The organism is Myceligenerans halotolerans (genome assembly GCF_054782975.1).
Genome location: NZ_BAAGRL010000028.1, coordinates 22021 through 36545 on the forward strand (window position 1 = coordinate 22021; position 14525 = coordinate 36545).

A 14525-nucleotide genomic window follows, 5' to 3' on the forward strand; every position below is an offset into this window, starting at 1 on the left:
GGTCAGCTCCCGAACATTCCGATCTGGATCCCGGCCGGGACGTAGGGCTCGACGAGCCGCCGGGCCGCGTCCCACCGACCGGGCCGGTGGAGGTGGTGGTGCACGCCCATCTCGGCGCCGTTCTCGCCGCCACGCCGGATCGAGGCCGGTGTGCTCGGCGCGAGCTCGGCGTACCGCGGCGAACCGGGCGCGGTCGAGACGTAGGACGGTGCGTCCGATGTCGTGGTGTCCGACGGCGGCACGCACCGGTAGCGGCGCGGCGTGTGCGAGCCGGGTCCCAGGAACGAGTAGCGGGCGCAGCCGCGCTGGGTGTCGACGACGGTCACCACGCCGTCGCAGACACCGGAGGTCAGTTCGAGCACGCGGCAGCCGACGTCCCCGAACAGGGTGCTTCCCGCGACGCGGGCGTGGGCCCCGGCGGCATCGACCGCCACGCCGACCGGCCCGGCCGGCGCCAGCCCGGGGTCCACCACGCAGTCGGTGACGACCAGGTCGGGGACGGTCGGCGCGAGGTCGACGCCCCCCACCATGCTGCGCCGCAGCGTGACGGTCAGCCCGCGGTTCGCGGCCTCGGGATCCGCTGTCTCGTCCGCCTCGACACGGATCCGGCCGGCCACCGTGCACTGCCCGAGCGTGAGTGATCCCAGGTCCCCGGGCGCCACGACGACGTCACCGTCGACGACGATGCCGTCCAGCAGCACCGAGCTCCCGGCCGCGCCGGTCACGACGACGTCTCCCACGATCCGGGGGCGGAGCCCGTCGGGGGAGTACACCCCGGGAACGGGGGCCTCGACGTCCCCCGACAGCAGCCGGCGCCCGCGCCATGCCGCCGCGACCAGCACCAGCCGCGTCTCGGCCGGGACGTCGACGGCGAGCCCGCCCGCGTAGGCCTCGGAGTCGCCGACGGACACGACGTGCGTGCCGCCCGTGGCCGCCGGGTCCGCCCAGGCCTCCGCGGTCGTCGCGACCGCGTCGGCCACGGACGCGGCGAGGTCCGTCTCGCCCGGGCCCGGGGGCGGCACGGATCGCACCGCCACCTGCCCCTGGAATCCCAGGATGTCGGCCCCGCCACGGTCGGTGTCGCCCGCGAACGGGTCGGCGGCCAGGGCGTCCTCGTGGGCCACGCTGCGGTCCTGCGTGCCGGCGCCGACGTCGGCCAGCGCCCCGTAGGCGAGGTCGACGTGCAACGCCCCGGGAGCTGCGGCGGCTCCGTCACGATAGGGGTGCAGCCGCCCCGTCACGGCGTCGACCATCACCTGCCAGCCGCCGAGTGCCGCCAGGTCCTCCAGCCCGCACACCCGGAGCCGGTTCGGGGCGAGCGGGGGGCCGTCGTCGACCCGTACCGCCAGCGGCACCCGTTCGCCCGGCAAGCCGTCCCGCGCGGCCCGCAGCGCGGCGAGGAGCCGGCGCGGGCGCAGCGGCACGGGCAGGTGCGCCTCTCCCGCCAGGTGCTCCACCGACTCCTCCGTCACCGGCGGGGCGAACAGCGGCTCGTCGAACCCCAGCGGATGGGTGTGCCAGACGTCCGTCCCGGGGCGAGCGGGAGCGGCCGGCGCGTCGTACACCTGGAGCCCGAACATGAACACCCCGACGTTGCGGATGTTGTACCGGCCCCGCCCGCCTCGCGGCCCCGGCGCGACGTGGCGCACCTCCCCGGTGCGGGCGGTGGACGTCAGCGCCCCGGACGCGAACCCCGGCGAGGCCAGCTCGACGCGGGCGGCGTCACGCAGCGACGCCCACGCGGGCCGGTCCGTGCGGACGTGGTTGACGTGCGTCGTCGTGCCGAGCAGCCGGTAGAACTCCACGGCCACCGCGGGCCGGCCCGTCACGTCGCGCACCACCTGCTCCAGCACCGCCACCGTGCCCTTGCGCTGCCGGTGCGCGGTCGTGTTGGCGACGAGGGCGCGACGCCCGGCGCCGGCGTCGCCCAGATCCCGGGGCAACCCGCTCACCCCGACGAGGTCGGCGAGATACGGCACCACCCATTCGGGCGCCGTCTCGACGAACCACGCGTCGTACAACCGCTCCAGGTCCTCCTCGAGGACGGCGAGCTCGCCCGCCACCGCGCCGAGCAGCGCGTGCAGCAGGCCGCCCGAGGCGGCGTCGCGCTCGCGGACGTGCGTGGGCAACAGGGACTCGAGGTAGGCGGTGCGGTCGTCGCGGCGTTGCGGCGAGACCGTGGAGAGTGCGGGATCCGGGGTGCTCATGACGTCACCTCCACGGTGAGGCGGCCGGGGACCAGCCGCAGGGACTCGGCGGGCCGCACGCCCGCCTTCTCGTCCCAGCGGGCCGTGCGGGCCACGAGCAGGTCCTGCGCCGCCTTGCTCACGACGAACGGGGACACGACGCTCCCAAGCGTCACCGGGGGCAGGAGCTGCGGCATCGTGGCGCCGGCCACGCCCTCCACGGCGGCGGCCGTCACCAGCACCTGGGCGGCGGCCACGGGCGTGGCGAACGGCACGTCGCCGAAGTCGGCGAGCAGCGCCCCGACGACGGCGTCGCGCACCGCGTCCGTCTCGTACCGGGGGTCGACCCGGATGCTCAGTCGCGCCCCGACGTCGTGGACGTCCCCGGACAGCACGAGGCGCGGAGCCCGGTCGTCGCGGGCGCCGTCGATCGTGTCCGCCAGATCCGTCAGCAGCGACGACGACGCCGGGCCGCCGTCCGCGGCGAGCACGGAGACCACCACCGTCTCCGCGCGGCCGTCCCACACGAGGTCCGCGCGGGCCCGGCCTACTCCCGAGTAGGCGCGCGCGAAGTCGGCGTAGTCGTCCACGGACACCGCCCGGTCGAGCGTGCGGACCCGCTGCGGAGCGTTCGTCCGGGCGGACTCGAGGTCCTCGGGCGGCGCCCAGTCGCGGGACGGCGAGAGGTTGCGGATCGTGGCGATCCCGCGGGGCCGGCGCATCGGCAGCGACACCTGACCGGCATCGGCCACCCCGTCGGAGCCGATCCCCACCCGGTACACCGCCCGCACGTTCTCGGAACCGGTGGGCAGCCGCGCCCCGTAGGTGCCGTCGCCGAACGTCACGGTGGAGGTGCCGTCGTCGTCCTGGCGCACGACGTACACCTGGTCGCCGGGACCGGCGTCGTGCAGCGACTCGACCTCGGACCAGGCGACGTCGTCGACGCGCACCTCGAGGGCCGCCGCCGCCCCGGCCGCCTTCGTCGTCGTGCGCAGGTATGTCAGGTCGGGGCGGCGCAGCTCGAAGGACGCGAACTCGGCGCGGCCGTCGCCGGACCCCAGGACCTGCTCGACGGTCTCGCCGTGCGTGGCGCGGGCGACGTTGCCGTGCACCCGCACCGTGCCCGGCAGGTAGTCGCGGGTCAGCGGCGGGTCGAGGGTGAGGCGCTGCACCTCCTCGCCCGGGGTCTCGCCGTCTCCGCCGGAGGGCGTCGTCACCTGCTCCACGGCCACGACGGTCGTCACCTCGACCTCGCCGGCGCCGTCGGTCGTGGGACCGGCCACGAGCACGAGACGGCCGGGCTCCAGCGGCGGGTCGCTCGCCACGACGTCCAGGGTGTGCCCGCCGGTGTCGTCGCCCGCGCCCACGGGGTCCGGGCGGGGCCGCCATGCCGCGGGCAGCTCGGTGCTCACCGCGTGCACCAGGGCGCTGTCGCGCCTGAAGACGTCCACGCCTTCGGAGATGTCCAGGGTGACGCGGGTGAGCTTGCCGGACAGCGCGAACTTCGTGGCGCCGTCGGGCATGACCTCGGTGACCCGGTACGCCTCGGTGCGGCCCGGCTGTTCCATCGCCAGCCACGACCCGGTGGAGAGGTCCGCGACGTCGGTGTCGATCTCGATCTCGCGCCCGCCGTCGGGCAGGTCGTAGCCGGGCCACGGGTCGGTCTGGCCCTCGAGCAGTCCCGGGTCGGGCGCGTTCCACCCGAACAGCGACAACCGTCGCGACAGCGCGTGGACACGGACGTCCTGCTCGGCGACCAGCGGGCGCGACTGCTGGAATCCGATCGGGCGGTCCAGCCGCAGGCGTGTCCACGCGGGTGCGCCGGGCGGGGAGACGTCCACGGCGTCGACCGTGCGCAGGTCCCACCGTTCGGTGTCGTCGGAGTGCGGGTCGTCGTCGGTCACCGACTCGCGCTCCGCGCCCACGATGAGCAGGCGCTGACCTGTGCGGACGTCCGGCGTCGTGGTGGAAAGCCAGATCTCCTGCGCGCCGAGGCCCGGCTGCTGGGGGACGCGGTCGTGGAGGGCCAGGGAGTTCCACGATCCCCTCGCGACGACCTCCTCGCTGGTCTCGAACGTCTGGGGCAGCGACTCGGGGGCGGGCACGGTCTGTACGGGCGTCCCGGCCGGGACGACGACGGACGCCGGCGCCCCGGGCGCCGTCTCGACCTCCAGCGACAGCTCGGTCCGCGCCGCCACGCCGGGGCGCAGTTCGTAGCCGAGGGTGGCGGCCAGGGCGCGCACGGAGGTCTGCTCGGTCGCGGTGCGCAGGAACCCCTCGGTGGCGATCCGCTCGGTGTAGAACGAGACGATGTCCCCCACCAGGGCCCAGGCGTCCAGCAGGGCGACGGCTGGGTCGTCGGGCGGCCGCGTCGCGAGCGACCGGACCGGCAGCGGGTGGTCGCCCGACGCCAGGGCGGCGCGGAGGCGTTCCATCGCCGTCCCGCGGGGTGCCACGCGCCAGTGCAGCACGTCCTGACCCGGCGGGTTGGACGGCACCCGGTACCCGGCGCGCTCGGCGCATCCGTCGGTGCTCACGATCCACCTCCGAAGGAGAACTCGATGTGTCCCGCCTCCGGGTTGTTCGGGTCGGAGTCGCAGCGCAACAGCTCGCGCGACGCCATGGTGAGCTCACCCGCCTGCAGGCTCGCCCTGGCTGCGGCCCTCGACGCCGACGCCCGGGTGAACCGGAGCGGCTCGACCCAGGCGACGCCGTCGACCGCCATCGCCGCCGCCACGACGTCGGACAGCAGCAGCGGCTGGCCGAACGTGAACCGGTCAGGATGGAAGAATCCGCGGCTGCCGTCCGGGCGCACCCCGGCCGAGAACGCCTCTCGCAGCCGCGCGACGACGTCACCCACCAGGTAGCCCCGTGCCACGCAGCCGCCGAGGACGATCTCGAGCGGCACGTGCAGGCGGCGCTCGAGGGCGACGTCGACGCCGGCCATGCGCCGCACCTCCAGCGCGGCCAGCACCTCGTCCCGCAGCACCGGGTCGTCGTCGCGGGCGGCCACCGGGTCGAGCGTGACCGACTGGACGTACCACGACCCCGTCCACCGCCGCCGGGCCACCGCCCGCTGCGTGCCGGCGTGCTGCTCCGCGACCCGCGCGTAGTCGGGCGACGTGACGGCCCGGAGCTGGGTGCGCAGGGCCGCCGGGGCCAGCTGCCGCACCTGCTCCAGGGGTTCGGGGTCGCGGCCGCCCGACGCCGGCAACGGGTTCCACACGTGCACGTCGGCGCCGCCGGTCGGATCAGTGTGGTCGGGGCGTCGCAGGATCCGCACGAGCCGGTCGGGCCCGACGTTGCCCGCCGTCCCCGTACCCACCCGGTACGTCGCCCGCGGGCTCACCCCGACCGCGGGGCTCCGGCCGTGGACGCCGTCGCCGAACCGCAGCCGGCTCACCCCGCCCGGCTCGGGCTCGATCACGAGGTGCGTGGCCAGGCGTCCGCTGGCGAGCAGGTCCGGACGGGGTTCCCAGGTACGCAGGCCGTCGTCCAGGGCGAGCGCCCCGTCCGCCCGGCGCGGGTCCGGTGCGAGCAGCTCGGTCGCCGGGGCCGACGGCGGCAGGGTGCCGTCGACGCGCGACAGCCCGGGACGCTGCAACCGCGGCCGGTAGTCGACTCCGGCCGGGACGGTCGGCGGGACGAGCAACTCCTCCGCGACCGTCGCCCCGTGGTCCGCGACGACGACGTTCGCCAGGGCCACCGCGCGCGCCTCCGCGGTCCCCGGCTCCGTGACCGGCAGCGGCGCGGTCAGCGCGTCGGCGGGGTGCCAGCGGATCTCCCACACGGTGACGGCCGGGTCCAGAGGGTCGGCGTGCTCGCGGGCGTCGGTCACGAGGCGGACGGGAAACCGCCGGGCGGGATCGCCGTCGCGCGGCTCGCCGCCCGCGGGCCGTTCGGCGAGCACCAGCAGGTCGCCGGCGCGCAGCTCGGGGTCCGTCCCCGCGGAGGTGCGCACGAATGCCGCCGTCGTCCCGGGGCGCAGGCAGTGGTCGTCGTCGCCCCAGGCGAACAGGTCCAGGGCGTTGCGCGCCGGCGTGAGCGTCACCGGGGCGGCCGTCTCGACGACGAGGCGCCCGGTGTCGGAGGCCTCGATCGGCACCGCGGGGTCGGTCGTGCCCGGTGGGACCGCCGCCCTGGCCTCGGCCGGCAGGTCCGCCACCGCCGTCCCGGCGGGCAGCGTCAGCGTGGAGTCCGTCGTGAGGGCGAGCAGCGTGCGGGCCGAGCAGCCCTCGTGCACCGCGTAGGCCAGGAGGCGGGCGTGGCGTCGCACCGACGTGCGCCGCCGGGCCGTGCCCAGGTACGCCTCCGTCGCGATCGCGTCCTGCCAGTACGAGAGCCGGTCGCCGACCACGGCGAAGAGCTCGGCCACCATGACCGCCGGGTCCGCGGGGCTGTGGTCCGTCCACCCCGGCATCAGGGCGGCGAGCCGGTCCAGCAGCCGGGTGCGCAGTCCCTCGAAGTCCCGCGCCAGGTAGTCGCCGGTCGCCGGCCCCTCGGCGGGCGGCAGGTCCTGGGCCGGGACCCGGCAGTCGAGGTCCGAGGGGCAGTCCACGCCGAACCGGAACGACGACGTGGCCAGCGGGGGGTCGATGCCGTCGGGCACGCCCGTGCCGCCCTCGCCCAGCAGGCGCAGGGTGTAGGTCGACAGGTCGCCGGGGGAGTCGGTCCGCACGACGAGGGCGCGCGCCCGGGCCTCGTCGCCGGCGAGCGCCTGCCCGACCAGGGCGCGGTCCTCCGGGGTGACGCCGTCGAGCGGGTCGGCCGGTGGCGTCGTCGTCGTCCCGGCGACGGCGACGGCCGCGTGGGCCCAGGTGACGCCGACCGGGTTGAGGTCGGGGTCCTCGCGCACGCCGCCCGGCACGGCGACCGTCGTGGCGTCCCACGTCGGGGGCACCGGGCCGTTGAGCAGGTGGACGAGCAGCGTGCGCTGCGCGGGGATGCCGGGGACGTGGCCCGGGGTGCCGGCGTGGTTGGAGAGGACCTCGACGAAGTCGATGCCGTCAAGGTCGGCGCGGCCCCGCACGAGCGCACGTCGTGCCTCGCGGTCGATGGCCGCGGTGAAGGTGGGGGCGGGGGCCGTCGTGCTCACGGCGTCCGCCCGTGCGCGGGCCCGCCGACGGTCAGGGTGCGCGACTGCTCGGGTCCGGTCGCGTGCAGCGGCAGGTACGTCACCCGCACGTCGAGGCGGGTGTCGGTGGCGGTGACCCGGACCTCCTCGACACGGACGAGGTCGCCGAGCCACCGTTGCAGCGCTCCTTGCACGAGGGCCTGCGTCGACTCCGCGAGGGCGTCGCCGGCGGGGGCGAACACGAGTCGGCCGACGCCGCTGCCGAACTCGGGACGGTCGACGCGTTCTCCGGGGGCGGTGAACAGCACCTGTTCCACGAGCCCCGCCAGGTACTCCTCGTCGTCGACCAGGGCGGTGCGGCCGCGGGCGTCGAGGCGCAGCGGGAAGCCGACGTGGCGGGTCGTCGGCGTCCGGCGAGGCGACGGGGGAGGCGGGGTGGTGCTCATGTCGCCCGCACCCGGGTCTGGGTGGACTGGGCCTGCATCGGCACGCCGGTGGGTGCGCACGTGCCGGTGGACGCGAGGATCGCGAGCGGCACCCCGTTCGACGCCACCCGGGTGGTGCCCGTGGTCCACGCCCCGGCGGTGTCGGGGCCGCCGACGTTCGACGGCGCCGCGCAGCCCGCCACCGTGTACGGGGCGCTCTGCAGCACGGCCGGCGTGCCGCCGAGCGTGACGCGGGGCGCCCCGGCCGACGGCGTGGCCGCGCCCTGGTGGGTGCATGCCACCTTCGCGGTCGTGGTGAGCAGGTAGCCGGGCATCACGTCACCTCCAGGGCGCCTTGGTTCAGGGACACCGACGTCTTGGAGACGCTGATCGATCCGGCGCCGGTGGCGATCTCGACGCCGTCGCTGGTCACCGTGATCTCCACCGGCAGCGTGACCGCGGGCGGCTTCGCGGCGAGGGTGATCCCGCCGGTGCCCGGCAGGTCGCTGGCCTCGATGGTCACGTACTCGGTCTGGAGCAGTTTCGTCTCGGCGATCGCGGGGCCGGCGGGGACCTCGCCGGCGCCCCAGAAGCAGCCGGCGAGGATCGGCGTCGCCGGATCGCCGCCCTCGAACTCGACCCAGACGTTCGCGCCCACGGGTGGTACCAGGAACAGCCCGACACCGTTGCCGGCGTACGGGGTGCAGGGCATGGCCCAGCTCAGTGTGCCCGCACCGAGCACCGCCGGGCACGACACCTGGACGCGGCCGAGCTGCATCGGGTCGAAGTTGTTCTCGACCTTCCCGCGGTACTTGCCGTAGAACGCCATCGTTCCTCCTCAGACCCGCACGACGGGGACGGTCGAGCCGTAGCCCTCGCGCGCCACGGTGAAGTCGCTGGTGTAGCCGCCCCGCGTGATGTGGTGCTCGACCTTCCGCACGTACCAGAGGCCGTCGTGCGACCAGCCGGCACCGCGGATCCCCACGAGCCCGCGGGGGCGCAGGATCGCCCCGTACGCGCCGCCGTCGAGCGTCCCCGTGCCGACGACGCAGTCGACGCTCGCGTCCGTGGTCGCCTGGGCCCGAGCGAGCGCGGTCGCGGCGGGGACGCCGGTGTCGCGGTACTGGCGCGTGCGCACGTGCGGCTGCTGGACCGCCCACACGGGCAGCGCCGCGAGCGGCGGGCGCAGCGAGGCCACGGTGCGCACGGGGACGACCGTGCCGAGCCGTGAGTCCTGGACCTGGCCCTCGACGAGCTCCGGTTCGAGGGCGTCCATCCGGAAGCTGGGTGAACCGGTCACGTTGGTGTCGGGGCCGAGGTCGATCGACAGGGCGGGCTGCGGCGCCCCGGCCCGGACGGGCGGCCCCCAGTACAGGGTGCTGGTGCCGGGCGCCGGGCCGGGGATCATCGCCACCACGTACCCGTGGAACCGGGCGAGCTTCTCCAGGTGCTCCCAGTCGGTGTCCTGCTGGGTCGGGGTCTGTTCGATCGGCAGCGGCGGGTCGAGGACCGGAGGCGGGACCACCTGCGGCGCCACGCCCTGGGCGGCGTACGGCGCGGCGATCTTCAGCACCTGCAGCGCGTCGTCGAGCCCGACATGCTCGGCCGATACCTCGTGCCGGTCCATCAGCACCGACAGGTCGTGCCCCGTGACCTGCAGCTCGGCGGCGGAACCACCGCTGCCCCCGCTGCCGGGCACGAGCCGGGTCTCGGTGACGATCCCGTCGGACAGCACGTGCGGGACTGCCCCCAGGGTGAGGACGACGACGACCCGCGCGCCCGCTCGCAGCGGCGACGACATGAGCACGGACGTGTCCAGGGCGGCGGCCGGCCCGCTGCGCCCGGCGTCGAGCGTGACCGTGAACGCGGACCGTCCGTCGTCGGACTCCGTGAGGGTCACCTCGTGCACGCGCGCGGTGACGTCCGGCGGCAGCGGGACGGGAACCGTCGGGCCGGCCAGGACCGTCAGGTGCACCCCGAGGAGCGTCATCGGCCGCCCACCCCCGGCAACGGGATCACGATCTCCGTGCCGACCGCCTCCGGGCCGGTCAGGTCCTCCGGGTCGAGCGCGGCGTTCGCGTCGCACAGACGCCAGAACCCCGCCGGGTCGCCCGTGTACCGGTAGCTCAGGAGGTCGAGCCGGTCGTCGGGCAGGACGGTGTGCCGCGGCGGCCGCGCACCCGCCGTCGGCTCGGTGCGAACGGGTGGCGGGAGCGGACGGCGGCGGTAGTAGCGCACCCGGCGGCGGTTGCCCTCCGCGGTGGTCGTCTCGTGGTCGGCGGTCTCGACGTCGTCGTAGCGGCCCATCTCACCCTCCGACGGACAACTCGACGGAGGCGCCGACGACACCCGAGAAGCCTGCCACCCGTGCGAGCGCCTCCAGGGCGACGTGGTGGGCCACGTACAGCGAGAAGCCCGGGTTCGTGGGGGACAGCTCGTCGTACGTCAGCGTGTTCAAGGAGACGTCCACGCTCGCGCGTACCGGCGCGAGAGCCTGACCGAACGCCTGCTCCCGGATCGACAGGCTCTCGACCGTCACCGGCACCACCCTGCCCGGACCCCAGGCCAGCACCGTCAGCGGCCCCTGCGGCGGGAGCACCTCGATCGTGCCCGCGGCGAGCAGCCCCGTGTTGACCGCCACCGCCGCCGAGCTCGGGTACAGCAGCATCTCGAGGGCGGCGATCTGCGGTGCCACCCCCGCACCCACCGCGACCGGGTCGGACGCCGCCAGGCCGTCCGTCGCGTCGAACTCCAGCGTCATCGAGATCGACTCGGTCGGCGCACCCCAGATCCGCTGCGCGTCGGAGGCGGACCCGCCGCCCGACGGCGGTTTCCGGGGACTCACCCGGCGGACCACCTCGTCGGGGTTGTACTGGAACACCACCACCTGGGCGAGCGGGCTCAGCGGGTCGACCGCGACGATCGCACCCGGCAGGACGCGCGGGCTGCCCGGGAAGCTGCTCATGCCCGCCATGCTGGGACGACGGCGTCACGCGGGTGTCACGTCGTCGTCACCCGGGCACCTGTCATGCCGTCGCCACCCGTGATGTATCACCGGCGCGCGAGTCGCCTCCTTCCCCAGTAGAGTGCGTGCGCAGGGGCGGGCGCTGCGCCGTGATGTCGCGACCACCGCCCCGAGGGGGCTCCATGAGCAACGAGAGACGGGTCAGAATCCCGGCACTCCGCCCTGGACCGAGCGTGTCCCTCCGGCTGCTCGGCAGCTTCGTGCTCGAGGTGGACCATCAGCCGGTGACGCTGCCGGCGGGTGCCCAGCGACTCGTGGCCCTGCTGGCGCTGCGGGGCCGCACCGGCCGGAGCCGGCTCGCCGGCCAGCTCTGGCCCGAGACCGTCGAGCAACGAGCGCTCGCCTGTCTGCGGACCGGCATCTGGCGCGTCAACCAGGCGGCCCGAGGGCTCGTGGTCGCCACGCACGGCACCGTCGAGCTCGACAGCGTCGACATCGACGTCACGCGACTCGTCCGGCGGGCACAGGACCTGCTCTCCACCGACGACGTCGACCCGACGTTCCTCGACGACCCCGCCTCCGACCTCCTGCAGGACTGGGACGAGGAGTGGCTCGACGCCGAACGCGAACGCCTCCACCAACTCCGCCTGCACGTCCTGGAGGAGAGCGCCCGGCGCCTCGCCGACCAGCGGCGCTACGGCCTCGCCCTCGACGCGGCGCTCGCGGCGGTGCGTGCCGACGAGCTGCGGGAGAGCGCACATCGCACCGTCATCGCCATCCACCTGGCCGAGGGGAACCTGTGCGAGGCCCGCCGCGCGTACCAGGTCCTCGCCCGGAACCTGCGCGCCGAGCTCGGCATCGAACCGTCACCGTCCGTGCAGGCCATGATCGGGGCGTGACCGTCAGGGCACCAGCACGACCTTCCCGCCCGCGTGGCCGCCGTCGACGAGGGACTGCGCCTGGGCCGCCTGCGCGTACGGCAGGACCTTCGCGACCGGGACCGACACCTTGCCGCGGGCGACGAGGTCGAGCAGCTCGGCGAGCTCGGCCGCCGAGGGCTCGCCCCCGCTGCTGAACCGGACGCCCAGCTCGGCGGCGGCCGGGTCCGCGATCGTCAGCACGCGGTCGGTGCCACCCCGCAGCTCGATGCTGTCCGGCAGCGCGCCCCGTCCTGCGGCGTCGAGCACGGCGTCCACGGTGGGCGCCAGCGCACGGACCCGCGCGACCAGCCCGTCCCCGTAGGTGGTGGGTGTCGCCCCGAAGGACGCCACCCGCTCCTGGTTCGACGGCGAGGCGGTCCCGATCACCGTGACGCCCACCGCGGCCGCGAGCTGGGTCGCGAGCCCGCCCACGCCCCCGCTGGCGCCGTGCACCAGCAGCGTCTCCCCAGGCTTCAGGTCGAGGATGTGCAGCACCCGCCGGGCCGTCTCGTTCACGACGGGCAGCGCCGCCGCCTGGGTCGTGTCCATGCCATCCGGCACGGCCGCCCACGTCGTCAGCAGCGCGTACTCGGCCGTGCCGCGGCTGGTCGAGCCGGTCACGCGGTCGCCCGGGGCGACGCCGGTGACACCGGGCCCCACCTGGTCGACGACGCCCGCCACCTCCGACCCCGGCACGCCCGGCAGTTCCGTGCGGAACATGCTCTCCATGGCGCCGGACCGCACCTTCCCGTCGAACGGGTTGACGCCCGCGGCCTCGACCCGCACGCGGACCTGGCCGGGATCCGCCTCCGGCTCGGGAACCTCGCCGAGGTGCAGCACCTCGGGGCCGCCGAACCGGTCGAAAACCACTGCTCGCATGCGCTCTCTCCTTCGGGACGTCGTTGCTCGGGCCAACGGGATCACCCTTCGGTCTATTTCACGGCGTCCCGGCCGCGTCAGGAGCGATCCACGGTCCCGTTCCCTCCGACTGGTCGACGATGCCGTCCTCGAGCCAGCGCACCCGGCCGTCCATCACGGCCCGGGCCAGACGGGTGTCGGTCCGGGCCGTCGAGGACCTCAGTCCGCGGAAGCTCTCGGCCACCCGCAGGCGGGCCTGCTCGCAGTAGGCGTCCGCGAGCCGGACGGCGCCGGCGCCCGAATCCTTGCGCCGCATGGCCTCCGCCCGCGTGCAGACCGCGGACATGGCGAACAGCTCGGCGCCGATGTCGACGACGTGGCCGAGCAGCACCTGCTTGCGGTCGAGGCGCGCCTGCCAGCGGGCCATCGCGGAGAAGGTCCGCCGGGCCAGGGCCCGGGAGGAGCGCTCCACGAAGCGCAGGTGCCGGGCGAGCCGCCCGAACTCGCCGTACGCGCCGGGCCGCATCCCCTTGCCGGCCACGAGCGTCGGCAGCCACCGCGCGTAGAACCTGCTCGCGCCGACCGCCGCGTGGGCCTTGGCCAGCAGCTCGGCGTCCCGTGAGGCGAGCTCGCCGGCGGCGTCCAGGTGGACGTCCACCGCCTCGCGCGCGATCAGCAGCCGCATGATCTCCGAGGACCCCTCGAAGATCCGGTTGATCCGCATGTCCCGCAGCAGCTGCTCGGCGGGCACGGCCCGCTCGCCACGGGCGGCGAGGGAGTCCGCCGTCTCGAAGCCGCGCCCCCCGCGGATCTGGATCAGCTCGTCGGCGACCCGGTACCCCATCTCGCTCGACCACAGCTTGGCCAGTGCGGCCTCGATCCGGACGTCCCGCTGCCCGGCGTCGGCGAGCGCCGCGGACAGCTCGAACACGGACTCGAGGGCGAACGCCGTCGCCGCGATGAACGCGAGCTTCGTGCCGACCGACTCGTGTTCCCCGATCGGCCGGCCCCACTGGACCCGGTGCGTCGACCACTGCCGGGCGATGCTCAGCGACCACTTGCCGGCGCCGGCGCAGATCGCGGGGATGGACAGGCGGCCGGTGTTGAGCGTGGTGAGTGCGATCCTCAGGCCCTGTCCCTCGCGGCCGAGCCGGTTCGCGGCCGGCACCCGCACCTGGCGGAACCGGGTGACACCGTTCTCCATCCCGCGCAGGCCCATGAAGCGGTTGCGGTGCTCGACGGTGATCCCGGGGGTGTCTGCCTCCACCACGAACGCGCTGATGCCCCCGCGGCCGCCGTCGTGCCGGGGCACGGCCGCCATGACGACCAGCAGCTCGGCGATCGGCCCGTTCGTCGTCCAGAGCTTGACGCCGTCCAGGAGGTACGCGGAACCGTCCGCGGTGGGCGTCGCGGTGGAGCTCATCCGGGCCGGGTCGGAGCCGACGTCGGGCTCCGTCAGCAGGAAGGCCGAGATGGCACCCGCGGCGCACCGGGGCAGGTACTCCTGCTTCTGCTCCGGGGTGCCGAACATCCGCACGGGTTCCGGCACGCCGATCGACTGGTGGGCCGAGAGCAGCGCGCCGAGGCTCGGGTGGACCGTGCTGATCAGCATCAGCGCACGGCCGTAGTCCACGAGCGACAGCCCGAGGCCGCCGTACTCGCGGGGGATCTTCATGCCGAAGGCGCCGATCTCGCGCAGGGCCGCCACCGTGTCGTCGGGGACGTGGTCCTCGCGTTCGATCCGGGCGCCGTCGATCGTCCCGCTCAGCTCGGTCAGTGCCTCGAGGAATGCCGCGCCCCGCGCCGCGACGTCCGGGTCGGGCACGGGGTACGGATGGATCAGCCCGAGATCGAACGAGCCGAGATAGAGACCCTTGGCGAAGCTCGGACGCGCCCACTCGCGCTCACGGGCTTCCTCGGCGACCTCACGGGCCTTGCGCTCACCCGGTGTCGGGGACTGTTGCCTGGCGTCGACGCTCATGACGGACCCTCCCGGCGGGCCAGCGGAACGGGATCGCTGTTCGCTGCGGACGACCCGGCGCCGGCGGACGTCCACACATGGTAGGCACGCGGTCAGACCGCTGACCACCCATGGAG

Annotated in this window: 12 protein-coding genes; 1 reads left to right on the forward strand and 11 read right to left on the reverse strand. The window is 75.1% G+C overall.

Annotated elements, in window-relative coordinates:
- Positions 1 to 2: 2 nt before the first annotated feature.
- From ACYVK5_RS18475 to ACYVK5_RS18515, 9 genes are read right to left on the reverse strand one after another with little or no spacing between them, the layout of a single operon-like run.
- Complete coding sequence (locus ACYVK5_RS18475; RefSeq protein WP_460707425.1) at positions 3 to 2207, reverse strand: phage tail protein; 2205 nt, start codon at positions 2205 to 2207, stop codon at positions 3 to 5.
- The gene (locus ACYVK5_RS18480; RefSeq protein WP_460707426.1) at positions 2204 to 4723 is read right to left on the reverse strand and encodes a baseplate J/gp47 family protein; all 2520 of its coding nucleotides are present in this window, start codon (positions 4721 to 4723) and stop codon (positions 2204 to 2206) included. The genes ACYVK5_RS18475 and ACYVK5_RS18480 overlap by 4 nt, the downstream gene beginning before the upstream one ends.
- Positions 4720 to 7281: a baseplate J/gp47 family protein gene (locus ACYVK5_RS18485; protein WP_460707427.1), complete on the reverse strand. Its 2562-nt coding sequence runs from the start codon at positions 7279 to 7281 to the stop codon at positions 4720 to 4722. The genes ACYVK5_RS18480 and ACYVK5_RS18485 overlap by 4 nt, the downstream gene beginning before the upstream one ends.
- Complete coding sequence (locus tag ACYVK5_RS18490) at positions 7278 to 7706, reverse strand: GPW/gp25 family protein (RefSeq protein ID WP_460707428.1); 429 nt, start codon at positions 7704 to 7706, stop codon at positions 7278 to 7280. The genes ACYVK5_RS18485 and ACYVK5_RS18490 overlap by 4 nt, the downstream gene beginning before the upstream one ends.
- Positions 7703 to 8020: a hypothetical protein gene (locus tag ACYVK5_RS18495; protein WP_460707429.1), complete on the reverse strand. Its 318-nt coding sequence runs from the start codon at positions 8018 to 8020 to the stop codon at positions 7703 to 7705. Before ACYVK5_RS18495 ends, ACYVK5_RS18490 begins: the two co-directional genes overlap by 4 nt.
- Positions 8020 to 8514 (reverse strand): phage baseplate assembly protein V, encoded by a 495-nt coding sequence (locus ACYVK5_RS18500; RefSeq protein ID WP_460707430.1) that lies wholly within the window; start codon positions 8512 to 8514, stop codon positions 8020 to 8022. The genes ACYVK5_RS18495 and ACYVK5_RS18500 overlap by 1 nt, the downstream gene beginning before the upstream one ends.
- Before the next feature lie 9 nt (positions 8515 to 8523).
- Positions 8524 to 9675, reverse strand: coding sequence for a hypothetical protein (locus ACYVK5_RS18505; protein ID WP_460707431.1), 1152 nt, complete (start codon positions 9673 to 9675; stop codon positions 8524 to 8526).
- The gene (locus ACYVK5_RS18510) at positions 9672 to 9992 is read right to left on the reverse strand and encodes a hypothetical protein (RefSeq protein WP_460707432.1); all 321 of its coding nucleotides are present in this window, start codon (positions 9990 to 9992) and stop codon (positions 9672 to 9674) included. The genes ACYVK5_RS18505 and ACYVK5_RS18510 overlap by 4 nt, the downstream gene beginning before the upstream one ends.
- 1 nt (position 9993) lies before the next feature.
- Positions 9994 to 10650, reverse strand: coding sequence for a hypothetical protein (locus ACYVK5_RS18515; RefSeq protein ID WP_460707433.1), 657 nt, complete (start codon positions 10648 to 10650; stop codon positions 9994 to 9996).
- A gap of 182 nt (positions 10651 to 10832) precedes the next feature.
- Here ACYVK5_RS18515 and ACYVK5_RS18520 point away from each other — a divergent pair, with 182 nt between their 5' ends.
- On the forward strand, positions 10833 to 11549 hold the full coding sequence (locus ACYVK5_RS18520) for an AfsR/SARP family transcriptional regulator (protein WP_460707434.1): 717 nt from the start codon (positions 10833 to 10835) through the stop codon (positions 11547 to 11549).
- 3 nt (positions 11550 to 11552) lie between these two features.
- Here the strand turns inward: ACYVK5_RS18520 and ACYVK5_RS18525 are convergent, their stop codons facing one another.
- Positions 11553 to 12449: an NADP-dependent oxidoreductase gene (locus ACYVK5_RS18525; protein ID WP_460707435.1), complete on the reverse strand. Its 897-nt coding sequence runs from the start codon at positions 12447 to 12449 to the stop codon at positions 11553 to 11555.
- Between the two features lie 58 nt (positions 12450 to 12507).
- Entirely contained in the window at positions 12508 to 14409 is a 1902-nt protein-coding gene (locus ACYVK5_RS18530; protein WP_460707436.1) for an acyl-CoA dehydrogenase family protein, read from the reverse strand.
- Between the last annotated feature and the right edge of the window lie 116 nt (positions 14410 to 14525).